20 protein-coding genes are annotated in these 21,393 nt (G+C 41.3%); all 20 read left to right on the top strand.

Translation table 11 applies throughout. The annotated features are described in order from the left end of the window. Positions 1-90 precede the first annotated feature (90 nt). Positions 91-564: a transcriptional regulator NrdR gene (gene nrdR / locus PCY12_RS01410; RefSeq protein ID WP_001203672.1), complete on the top strand. Its 474-nt coding sequence runs from the start codon at positions 91-93 to the stop codon at positions 562-564. After that, a complete protein-coding gene (locus PCY12_RS01405; RefSeq protein ID WP_301351185.1) occupies positions 565-1,734 on the top strand; it encodes a replication initiation and membrane attachment family protein in 1,170 nt (389 codons plus the stop codon). Continuing rightward, positions 1,735-2,631, top strand: coding sequence for a primosomal protein DnaI (gene dnaI, locus PCY12_RS01400; protein WP_301351184.1), 897 nt, complete (start codon positions 1,735-1,737; stop codon positions 2,629-2,631). It abuts the gene before it with no gap. Continuing rightward, positions 2,628-3,341 carry an NADPH-dependent oxidoreductase gene (locus PCY12_RS01395; protein WP_301351183.1) on the top strand — a complete coding sequence of 238 codons (714 nt, stop codon included), beginning with the start codon at positions 2,628-2,630 and terminating at the stop codon, positions 3,339-3,341. The genes dnaI and PCY12_RS01395 overlap by 4 nt, the downstream gene beginning before the upstream one ends. Positions 3,342-3,354: 13 nt before the next feature. Next, entirely contained in the window at positions 3,355-4,665 is a 1,311-nt protein-coding gene (gene der, locus PCY12_RS01390; RefSeq protein WP_001207696.1) for a ribosome biogenesis GTPase Der, read from the top strand. 81 nt (positions 4,666-4,746) lie between these two features. Continuing rightward, on the top strand, positions 4,747-5,082 hold the full coding sequence (locus tag PCY12_RS01385) for a hypothetical protein (protein WP_301351182.1): 336 nt from the start codon (positions 4,747-4,749) through the stop codon (positions 5,080-5,082). 33 nt (positions 5,083-5,115) lie between these two features. Next, entirely contained in the window at positions 5,116-5,406 is a 291-nt protein-coding gene (locus tag PCY12_RS01380; RefSeq protein WP_301351181.1) for a hypothetical protein, read from the top strand. Between the two features lie 145 nt (positions 5,407-5,551). Continuing rightward, positions 5,552-8,065: a preprotein translocase subunit SecA gene (gene secA, locus PCY12_RS01375; protein WP_050251536.1), complete on the top strand. Its 2,514-nt coding sequence runs from the start codon at positions 5,552-5,554 to the stop codon at positions 8,063-8,065. A gap of 80 nt (positions 8,066-8,145) precedes the next feature. Continuing rightward, on the top strand, positions 8,146-9,177 hold the full coding sequence (locus PCY12_RS01370; RefSeq protein ID WP_301351180.1) for a 3-deoxy-7-phosphoheptulonate synthase: 1,032 nt from the start codon (positions 8,146-8,148) through the stop codon (positions 9,175-9,177). Position 9,178: 1 nt separating this feature from the next. After that, a complete protein-coding gene (locus PCY12_RS01365) occupies positions 9,179-10,210 on the top strand; it encodes a 3-deoxy-7-phosphoheptulonate synthase (protein ID WP_050091698.1) in 1,032 nt (343 codons plus the stop codon). Positions 10,211-10,254: 44 nt separating this feature from the next. Then, a complete protein-coding gene (acpS, locus tag PCY12_RS01360; RefSeq protein WP_033681488.1) occupies positions 10,255-10,617 on the top strand; it encodes a holo-ACP synthase in 363 nt (120 codons plus the stop codon). Continuing rightward, the gene (gene alr, locus PCY12_RS01355; protein ID WP_301351179.1) at positions 10,607-11,710 is read left to right on the top strand and encodes an alanine racemase; all 1,104 of its coding nucleotides are present in this window, start codon (positions 10,607-10,609) and stop codon (positions 11,708-11,710) included. Before acpS ends, alr begins: the two co-directional genes overlap by 11 nt. Before the next feature lie 18 nt (positions 11,711-11,728). Continuing rightward, positions 11,729-13,744, top strand: a complete 2,016-nt coding sequence (gene recG / locus PCY12_RS01350; protein ID WP_301351178.1) for an ATP-dependent DNA helicase RecG — start codon at positions 11,729-11,731, stop codon at positions 13,742-13,744. A 592-nt stretch (positions 13,745-14,336) separates the two neighbouring features. After that, positions 14,337-15,317 (top strand): acetylxylan esterase, encoded by a 981-nt coding sequence (locus PCY12_RS01345; RefSeq protein ID WP_301351177.1) that lies wholly within the window; start codon positions 14,337-14,339, stop codon positions 15,315-15,317. Positions 15,318-16,368: 1,051 nt separating this feature from the next. Beyond that, positions 16,369-16,821, top strand: coding sequence for a YhcH/YjgK/YiaL family protein (locus tag PCY12_RS01340; protein WP_049512399.1), 453 nt, complete (start codon positions 16,369-16,371; stop codon positions 16,819-16,821). 18 nt (positions 16,822-16,839) lie between these two features. Next, positions 16,840-18,177: an ABC transporter substrate-binding protein gene (locus PCY12_RS01335; RefSeq protein ID WP_000738775.1), complete on the top strand. Its 1,338-nt coding sequence runs from the start codon at positions 16,840-16,842 to the stop codon at positions 18,175-18,177. Positions 18,178-18,255: 78 nt separating this feature from the next. Further along, entirely contained in the window at positions 18,256-19,140 is an 885-nt protein-coding gene (locus PCY12_RS01330; RefSeq protein ID WP_301351176.1) for a carbohydrate ABC transporter permease, read from the top strand. Then, complete coding sequence (locus PCY12_RS01325; RefSeq protein WP_000730332.1) at positions 19,140-19,973, top strand: carbohydrate ABC transporter permease; 834 nt, start codon at positions 19,140-19,142, stop codon at positions 19,971-19,973. Before PCY12_RS01330 ends, PCY12_RS01325 begins: the two co-directional genes overlap by 1 nt. A gap of 6 nt (positions 19,974-19,979) precedes the next feature. After that, entirely contained in the window at positions 19,980-20,141 is a 162-nt protein-coding gene (locus PCY12_RS01320) for a hypothetical protein (protein WP_301351175.1), read from the top strand. A gap of 120 nt (positions 20,142-20,261) precedes the next feature. Further along, positions 20,262-21,365 (top strand): Gfo/Idh/MocA family protein, encoded by a 1,104-nt coding sequence (locus PCY12_RS01315; RefSeq protein WP_173274691.1) that lies wholly within the window; start codon positions 20,262-20,264, stop codon positions 21,363-21,365. The last annotated feature ends 28 nt before the right edge of the window (positions 21,366-21,393 follow it).

Here is a 21,393-nt window from a genome sequence, read left to right as displayed (position 1 = left end):
AACAAAAAACTTGTCAAGCAAAAAGAAGAATTGTTTTGGGAATCGTTTAAAAAATGGTATAATGAAAAGAAAACGATAAGGAGGGAAAGGATGCGTTGTCCAAAATGTGGGGCTACCAAGTCAAGTGTTATCGATAGTCGCCAAGCAGAAGAAGGGAACACCATTCGTAGAAGACGTGAGTGCGACGAATGCCAACACCGTTTTACAACCTACGAACGAGTAGAAGAAAGAACCTTAGTGGTTGTTAAAAAAGATGGCACACGGGAACAGTTCTCCAGAGATAAAATCTTTAATGGGATTATCCGCTCAGCCCAGAAACGTCCTGTGTCAAGTGATGAAATCAACATGGTAGTCAATCGTATCGAACAGAAACTCCGTGGTCGAAATGAAAATGAAATTCAAAGTGAGGACATTGGTTCACTCGTCATGGAGGAGTTAGCTGAGTTAGATGAGATTACTTATGTACGTTTTGCCAGTGTCTATCGTAGTTTTAAGGATGTGAGTGAGTTAGAGAGCCTGCTCCAACAAATCACCCAGTCCTCTAAAAAGAAAAAGGAAAGATAAATGAAGCCAATTGACCGTTTTTCTTATCTAAAGAATAATCGGGTGTCGCAAGATACCTCATCTCTGGTACAGTGCTACCTCCCGATTATCGGTCAGGAGGCACTGAGCCTTTATCTTTATACAATTAGTTTTTGGGATAATGGTAGAAAGGAATATCTTTTTTCAAGCATTCTTAACCATCTCAACTTTGGGATGGATAGACTGATAAAATCCCTGAAAATCCTATCTGCTTTCAATCTTTTGACTCTCTATCAAAAGGGGGATGTTTATCAGATAGTTATCCATGCTCCTCTTTCAAGTCAAGATTTCTTGAAGCATCCTGTTTATCGCAGACTTTTGGAGAAAAAGATTGGCGATGCAGCGGTGGAGGATTTGAAAGTTGAGAGTGCTGAGGGAGAAGAAATACCTGTCTCACTCAATCAAGTCTTTCCAGACTTGGCAGAACTAGGAAGTCAAGAAGACCTTGGTCTCAAGAAGAAAGTGGCCAACGATTTTGACTTAGACCATTTTCGTCAGCTTATGGCTCGAGATGGGCTTCGCTTTGCGGATGAGCAGTCCGATGTCTTAGACCTTTTTGTCATTGCTGGGGAGAAGAAATGGACTTGGTTTGAAACTTATCAATTGGCCAAGTCAACAGCCGTTTCCCAGGTTATTTCAACCAAACGCATGCGGGAAAAAATTGCTCAAAAACCTGTTTCCTCTGACTTTAGTCCTAAGGAAGCAACCATTATCAAAGAAGCTAAAAGTAAAACTGCTCTGCAGTTCTTGGCAGAAATCAAGCAGACACGCAAGGGAACTATTACCCAAACAGAAAGAGAACTCTTGCAACAGATGGCTGGCTTGGGCTTGCTGGACGAAGTCATCAATATCATTCTCTTGTTGACCTTTAATAAGGTGGATTCGGCAAACATCAATGAGAAATATGCCATGAAGGTGGCTAATGACTATGCCTATCAAAAGATACATTCAGCAGAAGAGGCAGTCTTGCGCATTCGTGAGCGTGGACAGAAGAATCAGACTCAAAAAAGCAGTAAACCCAGTCCTACCAAGTCCAATGTACCCAAGTGGAGTAACCCAGATTATAAGAATGAAACCAGCGAGGAAACTCGTCTGGAACTAGAACGTAAGAAACAAGAACTATTAGCTCGATTAGAAAAAGGAGGAGATTAGATGGAAAGTGTCGGAGACGTACTCAAACGTCAACCTAGCCGTTTTCATTATCAAGACTTGGTCCAGAAAATCATGAAGGATCCTGATGTTGCGGCTTTTATCCAGCAAGAATCCTTGACCCCAGAGGAATTAAATCGCAGTATCTCCAAGTTTAATCAGTACATCACCGAGCGTGACAAGTTTCTTCGTGGTGATACGGATTATATTGCCAAAGGCTACAAGCCGATTTTGGTTATGAATCATGGCTATGCGGATGTCTCATATGAAGAAACTCCTGAACTAATCGCAGCTGAAAAAGAAGCGGCTATTAAGAACCGCCTCAAGTTAATCAATCTGCCAGCTACTCTCAAGAAAGCTAGTTTAGCTCAAGTAGATTTGGATGATTTGGGGCGCTTGCCAGTTTTTGAAAAGCTATTAGCCTTCGTGGAGCAATATCCAGCTATTCAAAAAGGTCTTTACTTGTATGGAGACTTTGGTGTGGGTAAAAGTTTCATGGTGGCTGCCTTAGCCCATGATTTATCAGAAAAACGTGGTGTTTCATCCACTCTTCTCCACTATCCTAGCTTTGTCATTGATGTCAAAAATGCTATCGGTGATGGTAATGTCAAGACCTTGGTGGATGAGATTAAACTGTCTGAAGTTCTGATTTTAGATGACATTGGTGCCGAGCAATCAACAGCTTGGGTACGTGATGAAATCCTGCAGGTCATTCTTCAATATCGGATGCAGGAAAATTTACCGACCTTTTTTACCTCCAACTTCAACTTTGAAGAATTGGAACAGCATTTCGCTAAAGGGAAACATGGAAATGACGAAACCTGGGAAGCTAGACGGGTCATGGAACGCATCCGTTATTTGGCTGAGGAGACTCGTTTAGAAGGAGTAAACCGTCGATGACAGAAACGATTAAACTGATGAAAGCTCATAAGTCTGTTCGAAGATTTAAGGAACAAGTCCTTCCTCAAGAAGACTTGACTGAAATCCTGACAGCAGCCCAGATGGCCTCGTCTTGGAAGAATTTCCAATCCTACTCTGTGATTGTGGTACGAAGTCAAGAGAAGAAAGATGCCTTGTATGAATTGGTGCCTCAAGAAGCCATTCGCCAGTCAGCTGTTTTTCTTCTCTTTGTCGGGGATTTGAACCGAGCAGAAAAGGGAGCACGACTCCATACGGATACCTTCCAACCTCAAGGTGTAGAAGGTCTCTTGATTAGTTCGGTCGATGCGGCCCTTGCAGGTCAAAATGCCCTGCTTGCAGCTGAGAGCTTGGGCTATGGTGGTGTCATTATTGGCTTGGTGCGGTACAAGTCAGAAGAAGTAGCAGAACTCTTTAATTTGCCTGACTACACCTATCCTGTCTTTGGGATGGCACTAGGATTACCAAATGAAGAACATGAAGTCAAACCTCGCTTGCCATTGAATCAAGTGGTGTTTGAGGAAGAATATCAAGAACAGTCAACTGATGCAATCGAAGCTTATGACCGTGTACAGGCGGACTATGCTGGAGCGCGTGCAACCACAAGCTGGAGTCAGCGTCTAGCAGAACAGTTTGGTCAAGCAGAACCAAGCTCAACTAGAAAAAATCTTGAACAGAAGAAGTTATTGTAGAAAGTGAGAAATTATGGCCCTACCAACTATTGCCATTGTAGGACGTCCCAATGTTGGGAAATCAACCCTATTTAATCGGATCGCTGGTGAGCGAATCTCCATTGTAGAGGATGTCGAAGGCGTGACACGTGACCGTATCTATGCAACGGGTGAGTGGCTCAATCGTTCTTTTAGCATGATTGATACAGGAGGAATCGATGATGTCGATGCTCCTTTTATGGAACAAATCAAGCACCAGGCAGAAATTGCCATGGAAGAAGCAGATGTTATCGTCTTTGTCGTGTCTGGTAAGGAAGGGATTACCGATGCAGACGAATACGTAGCCCGCAAGCTTTATAAGACCCACAAACCAGTTATCCTCGCAGTCAACAAGGTGGACAACCCTGAGATGCGAAATGATATCTATGATTTCTATGCCCTCGGTTTGGGTGAACCACTGCCTATCTCATCTGTCCATGGTATCGGTACAGGGGATGTGCTAGATGCCATCGTAGAAAATCTTCCAAATGAATATGAAGAAGAAAATCCAGATGTCATTAAGTTTAGCTTGATTGGTCGTCCCAACGTTGGAAAATCAAGCTTGATTAACGCTATTTTGGGCGAAGACCGTGTCATTGCTAGTCCTGTTGCTGGAACAACGCGTGACGCTATTGATACCCACTTTACAGATACAGATGGTCAAGAGTTTACCATGATTGATACGGCTGGTATGCGTAAATCTGGTAAGGTTTATGAAAATACCGAGAAATACTCTGTCATGCGTGCCATGCGTGCTATTGACCGTTCAGATGTGGTCTTAATGGTCATCAATGCGGAAGAAGGAATCCGTGAATACGACAAGCGTATCGCAGGATTTGCCCATGAAGCTGGTAAAGGGATGATTATCGTGGTCAACAAGTGGGATACTCTTGAAAAAGACAACCATACTATGAAAAACTGGGAAGAAGATATTCGTGAGCAGTTCCAATACCTGCCTTACGCACCGATTATCTTTGTATCTGCTTTGACCAAGCAACGTCTCCACAAACTTCCTGAGATGATCAAGCAAATCAGCGAAAGTCAAAATACACGTATTCCATCAGCTGTCTTGAACGATGTGATTATGGATGCTATTGCTATCAACCCAACACCGACAGACAAAGGAAAACGCCTTAAGATTTTCTACGCGACCCAAGTGGCAACCAAACCACCAACCTTTGTCATCTTTGTCAATGAAGAAGAACTCATGCACTTTTCTTACCTACGTTTCTTGGAAAATCAAATCCGCAAGGCCTTTGTCTTTGAAGGAACACCAATCCATCTCATCGCAAGAAAGCGTAAATAAAGAAGTAGAATCTGGAATGACATTTCCAGATTTTTTTGATATAATAAAATAATAGAAAACGCTATCAAAAAGGAGGTGTCGATGAAACATTTGTTTAAATTTATAATCTTATTGCCCTGGTTTTACTTTTTCAGCTGGATTGAAAAGGATAATAGAGAAAGTAAATTTTTCCCAATTTTTTACTATTTTTACTGGTTTTACATTCCCCTCTATGCTCTTTTTAGCCTTGCTTGGACAGTTATTTCAGTTCTGTTTTTCAATATCGTCTTGAGAAATGTGACAGATATCAAGTTATGGGGCATTTGGTTTCTTTTTATTCTGCTAGCTATTGGTCTGAATGGGTTAACTTATTCCTGTTTCAAAAAAATGCTTAGACTAAGAAAGGAGTTAGGAAAGTCTAAGGGTGGAAGGCATTGATTTATATCGGTTTTTATTTGTAGGAGGTGGCTTATGGCATATCTAAAATCATTTATTACACGCTATTCTAAGGTCTATATTGGTTTAGTTCTGTTGATCTGGATTGCTTTCTTCTTTCTTCCTTGGGGCAGTCCGATTCTGGGGGGAAAGATTGACCTCTTCAGCATACAGAAAGTCTTGCTAGTTTTTGGTATTCTGTCTATTTTGATGGCCTTGCTGTCCAAGAAAGTCAGTCTCTTTGTTTTTGGATTGATCTGCTGTTTTTCTCTTTGGATAAATCTATTTATCCTATTTGCGATTTTGCCGATTTTTGTTGGCAATTAAAGCATCATAAAAGTCAGAGAGGTTAGCTTGGAAACTAGCCTCTTTTTCCTTTTCAAAATGGGGATTCTTCCTTGAAAATAATCAGTAATTGTGCTAAAATTAAAAGAACATTCTAAAATATTCGGAATTTAAAGTAAGGAAAAACATGGCTAATATTTTAAAAACAATTATCGAAAATGATAAAGGAGAAATCCGTCGTCTGGAAAAGATGGCTGACAAGGTTTTCAAATACGAAGACCAAATGGCTGCTTTGACTGACGACCAACTAAAAGCAAAAACAGTTGAATTTAAAGAACGTTATCAAAATGGAGAATCACTGGATTCATTGCTTTATGAAGCATTTGCGGTTGTCCGTGAGGGTGCCAAACGTGTCCTAGGTCTCTTCCCATATAAGGTTCAGGTCATGGGGGGAATCGTTCTTCACCATGGTGACGTGCCAGAGATGCGTACAGGGGAAGGGAAAACCTTGACTGCGACTATGCCGGTATACCTCAATGCCCTTTCAGGTAAAGGGGTTCACGTAGTTACGGTCAATGAATATCTATCAGAACGTGACGCGACTGAGATGGGTGAATTGTACTCATGGCTTGGCTTGTCAGTAGGAATCAACTTGGCTGCCAAATCTCCAATGGAGAAAAAAGAAGCCTATGAGTGTGATATTACCTACTCAACTAACTCAGAAATCGGATTTGACTACCTACGTGATAACATGGTCGTTCGTGCTGAAAACATGGTACAACGTCCGCTCAACTATGCCTTGGTCGATGAGGTTGACTCTATCTTGATTGACGAGGCTCGTACACCTTTGATCGTATCAGGTGCTAACGCGGTTGAAACCAGTCAGCTCTACCACATGGCAGACCACTATGTAAAATCTTTGGACAAAGACGACTACATTATCGATGTGCAGTCTAAAACTATTGGTTTGTCTGATTCAGGTATTGACAAGGCTGAAAGCTACTTCAAACTTGAAAACCTCTATGACATCGAAAACGTGGCTTTGACTCACTTTATCGATAACGCCCTTCGTGCCAACTACATCATGCTTCTTGATATTGACTATGTGGTGAGCGAAGAGCAAGAAATCTTGATCGTTGACCAATTTACAGGTCGTACCATGGAAGGTCGTCGTTATTCTGATGGATTGCACCAAGCTATTGAAGCTAAAGAAGGTGTGCCAATCCAGGATGAAACCAAGACATCTGCCTCAATCACTTACCAAAACCTTTTCCGTATGTACAAGAAATTGTCAGGTATGACGGGTACAGGTAAGACTGAGGAAGAAGAATTCCGTGAAATCTACAACATTCGTGTTATTCCAATCCCAACAAACCGCCCTGTTCAACGTATTGACCACTCAGACCTTCTTTATGCAAGTATCGAGGCCAAGTTTAAGGCGGTTGTCGAAGACGTTAAGGCTCGTTACCAAAAAGGTCAGCCTGTCTTGGTTGGTACAGTAGCGGTTGAAACTAGTGACTACATTTCTAAGAAATTAGTCGCAGCTGGCGTTCCTCACGAAGTCTTGAATGCCAAAAACCACTATAGAGAAGCCCAAATCATCATGAATGCTGGTCAACGTGGTGCTGTTACTATCGCAACCAACATGGCCGGTCGTGGTACCGACATCAAGCTTGGTGAAGGGGTTCGCGAATTAGGTGGACTTTGTGTGATTGGTACAGAACGTCATGAAAGTCGTCGTATCGATAACCAGCTTCGTGGACGTTCAGGTCGTCAAGGAGACCCAGGTGAGTCACAATTCTACCTCTCTCTTGAAGATGACTTGATGAAACGTTTTGGTTCTGAACGCTTGAAGGGAATCTTTGAACGTCTCAACATGTCTGAAGAGGCGATTGAGTCTCGTATGTTGACGCGTCAGGTTGAAGCAGCGCAAAAACGTGTCGAAGGAAATAACTACGATACCCGTAAACAAGTCCTTCAATACGATGACGTCATGCGTGAACAACGTGAGATTATCTATGCTCAACGTTACGATGTCATTACTGCAGACCGTGACTTGGCACCTGAAATTCAGTCTATGATCAAACGCACGATTGAACGTGTCGTTGATGGTCATGCGCGTGCCAAACAAGATGAAAAACTAGAAGCGATTTTGAACTTTGCTAAGTACAACTTGCTTCCAGAAGATTCTATTACGATGGAAGACTTGTCAGGTTTGTCTGATAAGGCTATTAAGGAAGAGCTTTTCCAACGTGCCTTGCAAGTTTACGATAGTCAGGTTTCAAAACTACGTGATGAAGAAGCAGTCAAAGAATTCCAAAAAGTCTTGATTCTACGAGTGGTAGATAACAAGTGGACAGATCATATCGATGCCCTCGATCAATTGCGTAATGCGGTTGGACTTCGTGGCTATGCTCAGAACAATCCTGTTGTTGAGTATCAGGCAGAAGGTTTCCGTATGTTTAATGACATGATTGGTTCGATTGAGTTTGATGTGACACGCTTGATGATGAAAGCACAAATTCATGAACAAGAAAGACCACAGGCAGAACGCCATATCAGTACAACAGCGACTCGTAATATTGCTGCCCACCAAGCAAGTATGCCAGAAGATTTGGATTTGAGCCAGATTGGACGCAATGAACTTTGCCCATGTGGTTCTGGTAAGAAGTTTAAAAACTGTCACGGTAAAAGACAATAAAATGAGATAGTTTAGAGGCGGATACCTTGTGAAAAGTAAATTTTTACTTGGTATCCGTTTGCTTTATAAGGAGATGAGTTATGGTATTTACAGCAAAAAGTCCTAAAATCAATATTGAAGAAGTTCGTGCCTTATCAAAATTAGAAGGTCGGGCTTTGGAGAGAAAATCACAGCGTGATCAAGAACTAGAAGCCATTATACGTGGAGAAGACCAGCGAATTCTCTTGGTAATCGGACCATGCTCATCTGACAATGAAGAAGCTGTCCTTGAATACGCTAAGCGTTTGGCAGTCCTACAAGAAGAAGTAGCAGACCGTATCTTTATGGTTATGCGTGTTTACACTGCCAAACCTCGTACCAACGGAGATGGTTACAAGGGCTTGATTCACCAGCCTAACGCGACAGAAGCGCCTAGTCTTATCAACGGAATCAAAGCTGTTCGCCATCTTCACTATCGTGTTATCACAGAAACAGGTATGACAACAGCTGATGAAATGCTTTATCCTGAAAATCTTCCTCTTGTGGATGATTTGATTTCTTACATGGCAGTTGGTGCCCGTTCAGTTGAAGACCAGCAACACCGCTTTGTGGCCAGTGGGGCAGATTTCGCAACTGGTTTTAAAAATCCAACCTCTGGAAATCTCAATGTCATGTTTAATGGGATTTATGCTGCTCAAAACAAACAAAGCTTCCTTTTCCTAGGAAAAGAAGTGGAAACAACTGGGAACCCGCTTTCACACGCCATTCTTCGTGGTGCTCTTAATGAGTATGGTAAGAATATTCCCAACTACTATTATGACAATTTAATTGACACCATTGCCCAGTATGAGAAAATGGGCTTGGAAAATCCTTTTATCATCATTGATACCAATCATGACAACTCTGGTAAGCAATACATGGACCAGATTCGAATTGTCCGCCAGACCTTGATTAACCGTGCTTGGAATGAAAAAATCAAGCAGTTCGTTCGTGGTTTTATGATTGAGTCTTATCTGGAAGATGGTCGACAAAATGAGCCAGAAGTATTTGGCAAGTCTATCACAGACCCTTGCCTGGGTTGGGATAACACAGAAACCCTTGTCAGAGAAATTTACAAAACGTTAGGAGAATAAGATGGCATTTATTGAAAAAGGTCAAGAAATCGATATGGAAGTCATCAAGGCTGAAACCCAATTGTCTGCGGAAGCCTTGCGACTTAAGGAAAGCCGTGATAGAGAATTGGCAGACATTATTTCAGGGGAAGATGACCGTATTCTCTTGGTAATTGGTCCTTGCTCTTCTGATAATGAAGAAGCGGTCTTGGAATATGCTCGCCGTTTATCCGCCTTGCAAAAGAAGGTAGCGGACAAGATTTTCATGGTTATGCGCGTTTATACTGCTAAGCCTCGTACCAACGGAGACGGCTATAAAGGGTTGGTTCACCAGCCAGACACTTCTAAGGCTCCAAGCCTGATTAACGGTTTGCAGGCTGTGCGCCAGTTGCACTACCGCGTGATTACAGAGACTGGTTTGACGACGGCAGATGAGATGCTTTATCCGTCAAATCTCATCTTGGTGGATGACTTGGTTAGCTACCATGCCGTTGGAGCTCGTTCTGTGGAAGACCAAGAGCACCGCTTTGTGGCTTCTGGGATTGATGCACCAGTAGGGATGAAAAATCCAACCTCAGGAAATTTGGGTGTTATGTTTAACGCCATCTATGCTGCTCAAAACAAGCAAACCTTCCTTTATCATGGGCAGGAAGTTGAGACTTCAGGTAATCCTTTGTCCCATGTCATCCTCCGTGGAGCAGTTAACGAGTATGGCAATTATATGCCGAATTACTACTATGAAAACTTACTCCAAGCCATTGAACGCTATGAAACCATGGGACTTGAAAATCCTTTTATCCTCATTGACACCAACCATGATAACTCAGGCAAGCAATATATGGAGCAGATTCGAATTGTTCGCCAGACCTTGCAAAATCGTGATTGGAATGAGAAGATTAAAAAGACGGTTCGAGGCTTTATGATTGAATCCTACCTAGCAGATGGTCGTCAAAACCAACCAGAGGTCTTTGGTTGCTCCATTACCGATCCTTGTCTAGGTTGGGAAAATACAGAGGCCTTGGTAGAAGAAATTTATGCTACCTTGACAAAATAAGTGAAAAGGATGGAGTTGGGGAATCTCAACTCCTTTTGATGAGAATGATAGTTGGACACGGAATTGACATCGAAGAATTGGCTTCGATAGAAAGCGCAGTTACACGACATGAAGGTTTTGCTAAGCGCGTGCTGACCGCTAAGGAAATGGAACGGTTTAACAGTCTTAAAGGGCGCAGGCAAATAGAATATTTGGCTGGTCGCTGGTCGGCTAAAGAAGCCTTTTCCAAGGCCATGGGAACTGGTATTGGCAAGCTCGGTTTTCAGGATTTGGAAGTCTTGAATAATGAACGTGGGGCGCCTTATTTTAGTCAGTCACCATTTTCAGGAAAGATTTGGCTGTCTATCAGCCACACAGATCAGTTTGTGACAGCCAGTGTCATTTTGGAGGAAAATCATGAAAGCTAGTCCGCATAGACCAACCAAGGCTCTGATTCATCTGGGAGCTATTCGACAAAATATTCAGCAAATGGGGGCTCATATCCCTGAAGGAACGCTCAAGTGGGCTGTGGTCAAGGCCAATGCCTATGGTCATGGGGCTGTTGCCGTTGCCAAGGCAATTCAAGATGATGTTGATGGCTTTTGCGTTTCCAATATTGATGAAGCTATTGAACTTCGTCAGGCTGGAGTTGGCAAGAAAATCCTTATCTTAGGAGTGTCTGAAATAGAAGCTATTGGCCTAGCTAAAGAATACGACATCACCTTGACTGTGGCTGGACTGGAGTGGCTTCAAGCACTCTTAGATAAGGAAGCGGACCTAACTGGATTGACAGTTCACCTCAAGATTGACTCAGGAATGGGACGGATTGGTTTTAGAGAGGCCAGTGAGGCTAATCAGGCTCAAGACTTGCTCCAACAACACGGTGTGCATGTTGAAGGGATTTTTACCCATTTTGCTACTGCTGATGAGGAATCAGATGACTATTTTAATGCCCAGTTAGAACGGTTTAAAACTATTTTGGCCAGTATGAAAGGTCTTCCAGACTTGGTTCATGCTAGCAATTCTGCAACGACTCTTTGGCATGCAGAGACTATTTTCAATGCGGTTCGTATGGGAGATGCTATGTATGGTCTTAATCCTAGTGGAGAGGCCTTGGATTTACCCTATGACTTGACACCAGCCTTGACCTTGGAGTCTGCTCTGGTCCATGTCAAGACAGTTCCAGCTGGAACTTGCATGGGCTATGGAGCGACCTATCAGGCGGATAGCGAGCAAGTCATCGCGACTGTTCCAATCGGCTATGCGGATGGTTGGACACGAGATATGCAGAATTTCTCCGTCTTGGTAGATGGGCAAGCTTGCCCAATCGTTGGACGAGTATCTATGGATCAAATCACCATTCGTCTGCCTAAGGTTTATCCGCTGGGAACAAAAGTCACACTAATTGGTATTAACGGAGATAAGGAAATCACAGCAACTCAGGTAGCGACCTACCGTGGGACTATTAACTATGAGGTGGTTTGTCTCCTTAGCGACCGCATTCCGAGAGAATATTATTAGAAAAGAAAGGAGTGGAGCATGAATCTACATCAACCCTTGCATGTCTTACCTGGTGTGGGACCAAAGTCAGCAGAGAAGTACGCCAAACTAGGAATTGAAAACTTGCAAGATCTCTTGCTCTACTTTCCTTTCCGTTATGAAGACTTCAAAACTAAGCAAGTGCTGGAACTGGAAGACGGGGAGAAGGCAGTCCTATCTGGTCAAGTCGTGACTCCTGCTAGTGTCCAGTATTATGGTTTCAAGCGCAATCGCCTGCGCTTTAGCCTCAAGCAGGGAGAAGTCGTTTTTGCGGTGAATTTCTTTAACCAGCCCTATCTGGCTGATAAGATAGAGTTGGGAGCAACTCTTGCTGTCTTTGGAAAATGGGACCGCGCTAAGGCTAGTCTGACTGGGATGAAGGTTCTGGCTCAGGTGGAAGATGACCTCCAACCTGTCTATCGCTTGGCTCAGGGAATCAGTCAGGTCAGTCTGGTCAAGGTTATCAAGACGGTCTTTGATCAGGGACTGGACCTCTTGATAGAGGAAAATCTTCCCCAGTCCTTGCTGGACAAATACAAACTCATGTCCCGTTGTCAGGCAGTCCGAGCTATGCATTTTCCAAAGGATTTGGCGGAATACAAGCAGGCCCTTCGCCGTATCAAATTTGAGGAACTCTTTTACTTCCAAATACAATTGCAGACGCTCAAGTCTGAAAATAGAGTTCAGGGAAGTGGTCTGGTTCTGAATTGGTCTCAGGAAAAAGTGACAGCTGTCGAAGAAAGACTGCCTTTTGCCCTGACCCCTGCTCAGGAAAAGAGTTTGCAGGAAATTTTGACCGACATGAGGTCGGACCACCACATGAATCGTCTCCTGCAAGGGGATGTGGGGAGCGGAAAAACGGTGGTTGCTGGCTTGGCCATGTTTGCGGCAGTGACAGCTGGCTACCAAGCAGCCCTCATGGTACCAACAGAAATCCTTGCAGAGCAACATTTTGAGAGTCTACAGAGTCTCTTCCCAGACCTAAAACTGGCTCTTTTGACAGGTTCCTTGAAAGCTGCAGAAAAGAGAGAAGTCTTGGAGACCATTGCCAAGGGTGAGGCTGATTTGATTATCGGAACCCATGCTCTGATACAGGATGGGGTGGATTATGATCGCCTTGGCTTGATTATCATCGATGAGCAGCACCGTTTTGGTGTGGGGCAAAGGCGTATTCTAAGGGAAAAAGGCGACAATCCTGACGTTCTCATGATGACAGCGACTCCCATTCCACGGACGCTGGCCATCACAGCCTTTGGCGATATGGATGTTTCCATTATTGACCAGATGCCAGCAGGGCGGAAGCCTATTGTGACTCGCTGGATCAAACATGAGCAACTACCTCAGGTCTTGACTTGGTTAGAGGGGGAAATCCAAAAAGGTTCTCAAGCCTATGTCATCTCTCCCTTGATTGAAGAATCAGAAGCTCTGGATTTGAAAAATGCCATTGCCTTATCAGAGGAGTTGACGGCTCATTTTGCAGGCAAGGCAGAGGTGGCTCTTCTGCATGGTAAGATGAAGAGTGACGAAAAAGACCAGATTATGCAGGAGTTCAAAGAGAGAAAAACGGATATTCTGGTTTCGACGACAGTTATCGAAGTCGGGGTCAACGTTCCAAATGCGACTGTCATGATTATCATGGATGCTGATCGTTTCGGTCTCAGCCAGCTTCACCAGCTTAGAGGTCGTGTCGGTCGGGGGGACAAGCAGTCTTATGCAGTTCTCGTTGCTAATCCTAAGACGGATTCTGGGAAAGATCGCATGCGCATCATGACAGAAACGACCAACGGATTTGTCCTTGCGGAGGAAGATTTGAAAATGCGTGGTTCAGGTGAAATTTTTGGAACCAGACAGTCAGGACTTCCAGAATTCCAAGTGGCTGATATTATCGAAGATTTTCCGATTTTAGAAGAAGCCAGAAAGGTTGCTAGCTACATTAGTTCGATAGAAGCTTGGCAAGAGGATCCAGAGTGGCGCATGATTGCCCTTCATTTGGAAAAGAAAGAACATTTAGATTAAGCTTTCTCTAAGGAAATCTTAAGCTAGCTTTCAGGTTTGGCCCTTATACTAGAGTCATCAAAAAGAAACGAGGACTCTCACATGACAGTAACGATTAAAGTAAATTACCAAACCACTTTCCAAAAGAAGGAAGCAACAAAATAAGATTGAAGAGAAGGAAGAAAGAGCGAAATGCTCTTTTTTCGTTAGCCATACTATGTACATAGAAGCTTGGCAAGAGGATCCAGAGTGGCGGATGATTGCCCTTCATTTGAAAAAGAAAGAACATTTAGCTTAAGCTTTCTCTAAGGAAAACTTAAGCTAGTTTTTAGGTTTGGCCCTTATACTAGAGTCATCAAAAAGAAACGAGGACTCTCACATGACAGTAACGATTAAAGTAAATTACCAAACCACTTTCCAAAAGAAGGAAGCAAAAAACTAGTATAAACAGAAGAAAGAGCGAAAATGCTCTTTTTTCGTTTCTAAAACTACTTTCAGTCAATAGGCTTGAAGGAAGAAAAGCTAAATTCACTTTCTATTTACCCTTCTTTCTTGCATTGCTTCCCTAGATATGCTACAGTTGTGGTAGCGATTACAAAAAAAGGAGCATGTTATGAAAAATTTAGATTTGTTAGAAGAGATTAAGACTTATCTAGGAAGGGATGAGGTTCCAGAGGACTTTGATGCTTTCTGGGATGAGGAAGTGAAAAAAGTTTCCACGCTTCCAGCCTACCAATTGGAGGAAAGAGATTTCCACATTCCGCAAGTCAAGTGCTATGAGTTAACGTTTGAAGGAACTAATGAAGGCAAGGTCTATGCACGAGTCGTTCTTCCAAAGAGTGAGAAGAAGGTTCCGATAATCTTCCATTTTCATGGTTATATGGGACGTGGTTGGGACTGGGCTGACATGCTGGCCTTCACCGTAGCTGGTTACGGTGTTGTTTCCATGGACGTTCGAGGTCAGTCGGGCTATTCACAAGACGGCTTGCGTTCCCCTCTTGGAAATACCGTTAAGGGACATATCATCCGTGGTGCTGTGGAAGGTCGTGACCACCTCTTTTATAAGGATGTCTATCTGGATATTTACCAGTTGGTTGAAATTGTTGCTAGTCTGTCTCAGGTTGATGAGAAGCATCTTTCTAGCTATGGTGCTTCACAAGGAGGGGCTCTAGCTCTAGTTGCGGCAGCGCTCAATCCTCGGATTCAGAAAACAGTTGCCATCTATCCCTTCTTGTCAGACTTCAGACGAGTGCTTGAGATTGGCAATACCAGTGAGGCTTACGACGAACTTTTCCGTTATTTCAAGTTTCACGATCCCTTCCATGAAACTGAGGAGGACATCATGGCGACCCTGGCCTATATCGATGTGAAAAATCTTGCCCATCGTATCAAGGGTGAGGTTAAGATGATTACGGGCTTGGACGACGATGTTTGCTATCCCATTACCCAGTTTGCGATTTACAACCGTCTGACCTGCGATAAGGCCTATCGCATCATGCCAGAGTATGCCCACGAAGCCATGAATGTATTTGTCAATGACCAAGTCTACAACTGGCTTTGTGGTAGTGAGATTCCTTTTAAATATCTAAAATAAGGAGTTGACTCTAAACACAAAATCTTAAAAATCACAAACACGCATAGTATCAGGTGTTGAATAAGCTTGATACTATGCGTTTTATAGTGCATTGAATCTATATTAGGACACTACAATTCTTAAATCATTATTAGAAATTGGTTTGAATTTGCCAATCAATTTGCTCAATTTTCATATTATACTGTTATATCACAAGATTATTTCCTTCATTTTCTCCTAAAATTGACTTTCTTGTTTTCTTATCTTGTCCACTCGAAACAGGTCTTGCAAGAAACCTGCTTATTTTTGAAAGTACTTTTAATGTAGTTGATATAGTTAAAAAGATTTGAAACTAAATTCCAAATTAGAAAAAGACTTGAAATGCTAAAAAAAAAAAGTATACTCTAATTGAAAACGGTAACAAAACTAATTTAGAGTATTTCTCTCTTAAAAGTTCTTGGTGAAACGAGATGTAGAAAGGAGATTTAGCCAAAGAGTCTATTAGTGCTAGAATAATAGATTAGAATTATTTTAGAAAAACTAATACTCAATGAAAATCAAAGAGCAAACTAGGAAACTAGCCGCAGGCTGTACTTGAGTACGGCAAGGCGACGTTGACGCAGTTTGAATTTGATTTTCGAAGAGTATAAGTGAGCAGCTTATAAATTCAATTTCCCAAATAGATTCATACTAGTATCTTTTGCAAAAAATAAAGGGCGACTTCCTTCATGAATATCAATTTCATCTATAAGGAAGGTAGCTAATTGAACTAACTCATTTATTCTGTTTGTCGCTAGAAAAATCAGATCTCCTTGTGAAGGTTGAGGAGATACTGAATGAAAATCAAAGAAGAAACTAGCAAGCTAGTAGCAGATTGCCCAAAACACCGCTTTGAGATTGTAGATAAGACTGACCTATATAATCCAAGGTGAAGCGACTGTGGTTTGAGGAGATTTTCAAAGAGTATAGGCTAGAGAGTGTTGTGTTTTTATGTCCTTCTAGTAGAAAATGCTAGACAGAAGAATGGGGAACTTGGATAGGAAAAAGAGATTGAGAAAGGAGGTTAGAAGAGATGATTATTACAAAAATTAGCCGTTTAGGAACTTATGTGGGAGTAAATCCACATTTTGCAACATTGATAGATTTTCTAGAAAAAACAGGACTAGAAAATTTAACAGAAGGTCCGATTGCTATCGATGGAGATCGATTGTTTGGGAATTGCTTTACTTATCTAGCAGATGGTCAAGCAGGGGCTTTCTTTGAAACACACCAAAAATATTTGGATATTCATTTAGTTTTGGAAAACGAAGAAGCCATGGCTGTTACGTCGCCGGAAAATGTAAGCGTTACCCAAGAGTATGATGAAGAGAAGGATATTGAATTATACACAGGGAAAGTGGAACAGTTGGTTCATTTGAGAGCTGGCGAATGTCTCATCACTTTTCCAGAAGATTTACATCAACCCAAGGTTCGTATAAATGATGAACCTGTGAAAAAAGTTGTCTTTAAAGTTGCGATTTCTTAATGTAGAAAGGGAAGAACGATGAAAAAAATGAGAAAGTTTTTATGTCTAGCTGGAGTTGCGCTAGCAGCCGTTGCCTTGGTAGCTTGTTCAGGAAAAAAAGAAGCTACAACTAGTACTGAACCACCGACAGAATTATCTGGTGAGATTACAATGTGGCACTCCTTTACTCAAGGACCCCGTTTAGAAAGTATTCAAAAATCAGCAGATGCCTTCATGCAAAAGCATCCGAAAACGAAAATTAAGATTGAAACATTCTCTTGGAATGACTTCTATACTAAATGGACTACAGGTTTAGCAAATGGGAATGTGCCAGATATCAGTACGGCTCTTCCTAACCAAGTAATGGAAATGGTCAACTCAGATGCTTTGGTTCCGTTAAACGATTCTATCAAGCGTATTGGACAGGATAAATTTAACGAAACTGCCTTAAATGAAGCAAAAATCGGAGATGATTACTACTCTGTTCCTCTTTATTCACATGCACAAGTCATGTGGGTTAGAACAGATTTGTTAAAAGAACATAATATTGAGGTTCCTAAAACTTGGGATCAACTCTATGAAGCTTCTAAAAAATTGAAAGAAGCTGGAGTTTATGGCTTGTCTGTTCCGTTTGGAACAAATGACTTGATGGCAACACGTTTCTTGAACTTCTACGTACGTAGTGGTGGAGGAAGCCTCTTGACAAAAGATCTTAAAGCAGATTTGACAAGTCAACTTGCTCAAGATGGTATTAAATACTGGGTTAAAATGTATAAAGAAATCTCACCTCAAGATTCTTTGAACTTTAATGTCCTTCAACAAGCTACCTTGTTCTATCAAGGAAAAACAGCATTTGACTTTAACTCTGGCTTCCATATTGGAGGAATCAATGCCAACAGTCCTCAATTGATTGATTCAATTGATGCTTATCCTATTCCAAAAATCAAAGAGTCTGATAAAGATCAAGGAATTGAAACCTCAAACATTCCAATGGTTGTTTGGAAAAATTCAAAACACCCAGAAGTTGCTAAAGCATTCTTAGAATCACTTTATAATGAAGAAGACTACGTTAAATTCCTTGATTCAACTCCAGTAGGTATGTTGCCAACTATTAAGGGGATTAGCGATTCTGCAGCCTATAAAGAAAATGAAACTCGTAAGAAATTTAAACATGCTGAAGAAGTGATTACTGAAGCTGTTAAAAAAGGTACTGCTATTGGTTATGAAAATGGACCAAGTGTACAAGCTGGTATGTTGACTAACCAACACATTATTGAACAGATGTTCCAAGATATCATTACAAATGGAACAGACCCTATGAAAGCTGCAAAAGAAGCAGAAAAACAATTAAACGATTTATTTGAGGCTGTTCAGTAGGTGTAAAAGACTAGAAAATAGGTGGGCTAGTGAGCTGAAAAGCCCTAGCCCAATCTTGTAAAAGAAGGGAGAAGGAGAATGGTTAAAGAACGTAATTTAACTCGCTGGATATTTGTTTTGCCAGCTATGATTATCGTAGGATTACTCTTTGTTTATCCGTTTTTCTCGAGTATTTTTTATAGCTTTACCAATAAGCATTTGATTATACCCAATTATAAATTTGTTGGTTTAGCTAACTATAAAGCTGTGCTATCAGATCCCAACTTCTTTAATGCGTTCTTTAATTCAATTAAGTGGACCATTTTCTCATTAGTTGGTCAAGTTTTAGTAGGGTTTGTATTGGCTTTAGCTCTTCACAGAGTACGCCACTTTAAGAAATTATATAGGACCTTATTGATTGTTCCTTGGGCATTTCCTACAATCGTTATTGCCTTCTCTTGGCAATGGATTCTAAACGGGGTTTATGGCTATTTACCGAATCTAATCGTAAAATTAGGTTTAATGGAACATACACCTGCATTTTTGACAGATAGTACATGGGCATTCCTATGTTTGGTGTTTATCAACATTTGGTTTGGAGCGCCGATGATTATGGTCAATGTGCTTTCAGCTTTGCAAACAGTACCAGAAGAACAATTTGAGGCTGCTAAGATAGATGGTGCTTCAAGTTGGCAGGTGTTCAAGTTTATCGTCTTTCCACATATTAAAGTGGTTGTAGGACTTCTAGTTGTTTTGAGAACTGTATGGATCTTTAATAACTTTGATATCATCTACCTTATTACTGGTGGTGGACCGGCTAATGCTACAACGACGCTTCCAATTTTTGCTTACAACCTGGGTTGGGGAACTAAATTGTTGGGTCGTGCTTCAGCAGTCACAGTATTGCTCTTTATCTTCTTGGTGGCGATTTGCTTTATCTACTTTGCTATCATCAGTAAGTGGGAAAAGGAGGGTAGAAAATAATGAAGAAGAAATCCGGTATTTATTTAGATATTCTCTCACATGTACTCTTGATTGGTGCGACCATTGTTGCAATTTTCCCATTGGTATGGATTATCATATCTTCTGTCAAGGGTAAAGGGGAATTAACTCAGTATCCAACACGATTTTGGCCTGAACAGTTTACATTAGATTATTTTACTCATGTTATCAACGATTTGCACTTTATTGATAACATTCGAAATAGTTTAATCATTGCCTTAGCTACAACTGTTATTGCGATTATTATTTCTGCTATGGCAGCCTACGGTATTGTTCGATTCTTCCCTAAATTGGGAGCAATCATGTCAAGATTACTCGTCATTACCTACATTTTCCCACCAATTTTGTTAGCAATTCCCTATTCAATTGCCATTGCTAAAGTTGGATTAACAAATAGTTTATTTGGCTTGATGATGGTTTATCTATCTTTTAGTGTTCCATATGCAGTTTGGCTCTTAGTTGGATTTTTCCAAACAGTGCCAATTGGAATTGAAGAAGCAGCTCGAATTGATGGTGCGAATAAATTTGTTACGTTTTATAAAGTTGTGCTACCGATTGTAGCACCAGGTATTGTAGCAACAGCTATTTATACATTTATCAATGCTTGGAATGAATTCTTGTATGCCTTGATTTTGATTAACAATACAGGAAAGATGACAGTAGCAGTAGCCCTTCGATCACTTAATGGTTCAGAAATCTTAGACTGGGGAGATATGATGGCAGCATCTGTTATTGTAGTTCTTCCATCAATCATTTTCTTCTCTATCATCCAAAATAAAATTGCAAGTGGATTATCAGAAGGATCTGTGAAGTAATACTCAATGAAAATCAAAGAGCAAACTAGGAAACTAGCCGCAGGCTGCTCAAAGTACAGCTTTGAGGTTGCAGATAAAACCGACGAAGTCAGCTCAAAACACGTTTTTGAGGTTGTAGATGAAACTGACGAAGTCAGCTCAAAACACGTTTTTGAGGGTTGTAGATGAAGCTGACGAAGTTAGCTCAAAACATGTTTTTGAGGCTGTAGATGAAGCGACGTTGACGCGGTTTGAAGAGAAGTATAAGTTAAAATTAGAAAGTTTATTCAATAATAAAGGAGAAAAAACATGGTTAAATACGGTGTTGTTGGAACAGGGTATTTTGGAGCTGAATTGGCTCGCTATATGCAAAAGAATGATGGAGCAGAGATTACTCTTCTCTATGACCCAGATAATGCAGAGGCGATTGCAGAAGAATTGGGAGCAAAAGTAGCAAGTTCCCTAGATGAGTTGGTTTCTAGCGATGAAGTAGATTGTGTTATCGTCGCAACTCCAAATAATCTTCATAAGGAACCGGTTATTAAGGCTGCACAACATGGTAAAAATGTTTTCTGTGAAAAACCAATTGCGCTTTCTTATCAAGATTGTCGCGAGATGGTAGATGCATGTAAAGAAAACAATGTAACCTTTATGGCAGGACATATTATGAACTTCTTCAATGGTGTCCATCATGCAAAAGAACTAATTAATCAAGGAGTTATCGGAGACGTTCTATATTGTCACACAGCTCGTAATGGTTGGGAAGAACAACAGCCGTCAGTATCATGGAAAAAAATTCGTGAAAAATCAGGTGGTCACTTGTATCACCATATTCATGAATTGGATTGTGTCCAATTCCTTATGGGTGGCATGCCTGAAACTGTAACCATGACGGGTGGAAATGTAGCCCATGAAGGTGAACATTTCGGTGATGAAGATGATATGATTTTTGTCAATATGGAATTTTCTAATAAGCGTTTTGCCTTGTTAGAATGGGGGTCAGCTTATCGTTGGGGTGAACATTATGTCTTAATCCAAGGAACGAAAGGCGCTATCCGCCTAGACTTATTCAACTGTAAAGGAACTCTTAAGCTAGATGGGCAAGAAAGCTATTTCTTGATTCATGAATCGCAAGAAGAAGATGATGATCGTACTCGTATCTATCATAGTACAGAGATGGACGGAGCAATTGCTTATGGTAAACCAGGTAAACGTACTCCATTATGGTTATCATCTGTGATTGACAAAGAAATGCGATATCTGCATGAGATTATGCAAGGAGCTCCAGTATCAGAAGAATTTGCAAAACTATTGACTGGTGAAGCTGCTCTAGAAGCAATTGCTACTGCAGATGCTTGTACCCAATCTATATTTGAAGATCGCAAAGTAAAATTGTCAGAAATTGTAAACTAAATTTTGGTATTCTCCTATTATAGGTCGA

It is taken from the genome of Streptococcus sp. SPS1 (assembly GCF_030439915.1).
Classification (GTDB): domain Bacteria; phylum Bacillota; class Bacilli; order Lactobacillales; family Streptococcaceae; genus Streptococcus.
This window is presented reverse-complemented; position numbering and strand designations above follow the sequence as displayed.

What these genes read in the sequence shown, in the direction of transcription:
- nrdR (WP_001203672.1), top strand. Translation starts at nt 91, where the DNA reads ATGCGTTGTCCAAAATGTGGGGCTACCAAGTCAAGTGTTATCGATAGT.
- PCY12_RS01405 (WP_301351185.1), top strand. Translation starts at nt 565, where the DNA reads ATGAAGCCAATTGACCGTTTTTCTTATCTAAAGAATAATCGGGTGTCG.
- dnaI (WP_301351184.1), top strand. Translation starts at nt 1,735, where the DNA reads ATGGAAAGTGTCGGAGACGTACTCAAACGTCAACCTAGCCGTTTTCAT.
- PCY12_RS01395 (WP_301351183.1), top strand. Translation starts at nt 2,628, where the DNA reads ATGACAGAAACGATTAAACTGATGAAAGCTCATAAGTCTGTTCGAAGA.
- der (WP_001207696.1), top strand. Translation starts at nt 3,355, where the DNA reads ATGGCCCTACCAACTATTGCCATTGTAGGACGTCCCAATGTTGGGAAA.
- PCY12_RS01385 (WP_301351182.1), top strand. Translation starts at nt 4,747, where the DNA reads ATGAAACATTTGTTTAAATTTATAATCTTATTGCCCTGGTTTTACTTT.
- PCY12_RS01380 (WP_301351181.1), top strand. Translation starts at nt 5,116, where the DNA reads ATGGCATATCTAAAATCATTTATTACACGCTATTCTAAGGTCTATATT.
- secA (WP_050251536.1), top strand. Translation starts at nt 5,552, where the DNA reads ATGGCTAATATTTTAAAAACAATTATCGAAAATGATAAAGGAGAAATC.
- PCY12_RS01370 (WP_301351180.1), top strand. Translation starts at nt 8,146, where the DNA reads ATGGTATTTACAGCAAAAAGTCCTAAAATCAATATTGAAGAAGTTCGT.
- PCY12_RS01365 (WP_050091698.1), top strand. Translation starts at nt 9,179, where the DNA reads ATGGCATTTATTGAAAAAGGTCAAGAAATCGATATGGAAGTCATCAAG.
- acpS (WP_033681488.1), top strand. Translation starts at nt 10,255, where the DNA reads ATGATAGTTGGACACGGAATTGACATCGAAGAATTGGCTTCGATAGAA.
- alr (WP_301351179.1), top strand. Translation starts at nt 10,607, where the DNA reads ATGAAAGCTAGTCCGCATAGACCAACCAAGGCTCTGATTCATCTGGGA.
- recG (WP_301351178.1), top strand. Translation starts at nt 11,729, where the DNA reads ATGAATCTACATCAACCCTTGCATGTCTTACCTGGTGTGGGACCAAAG.
- PCY12_RS01345 (WP_301351177.1), top strand. Translation starts at nt 14,337, where the DNA reads ATGAAAAATTTAGATTTGTTAGAAGAGATTAAGACTTATCTAGGAAGG.
- PCY12_RS01340 (WP_049512399.1), top strand. Translation starts at nt 16,369, where the DNA reads ATGATTATTACAAAAATTAGCCGTTTAGGAACTTATGTGGGAGTAAAT.
- PCY12_RS01335 (WP_000738775.1), top strand. Translation starts at nt 16,840, where the DNA reads ATGAAAAAAATGAGAAAGTTTTTATGTCTAGCTGGAGTTGCGCTAGCA.
- PCY12_RS01330 (WP_301351176.1), top strand. Translation starts at nt 18,256, where the DNA reads ATGGTTAAAGAACGTAATTTAACTCGCTGGATATTTGTTTTGCCAGCT.
- PCY12_RS01325 (WP_000730332.1), top strand. Translation starts at nt 19,140, where the DNA reads ATGAAGAAGAAATCCGGTATTTATTTAGATATTCTCTCACATGTACTC.
- PCY12_RS01320 (WP_301351175.1), top strand. Translation starts at nt 19,980, where the DNA reads ATGAAAATCAAAGAGCAAACTAGGAAACTAGCCGCAGGCTGCTCAAAG.
- PCY12_RS01315 (WP_173274691.1), top strand. Translation starts at nt 20,262, where the DNA reads ATGGTTAAATACGGTGTTGTTGGAACAGGGTATTTTGGAGCTGAATTG.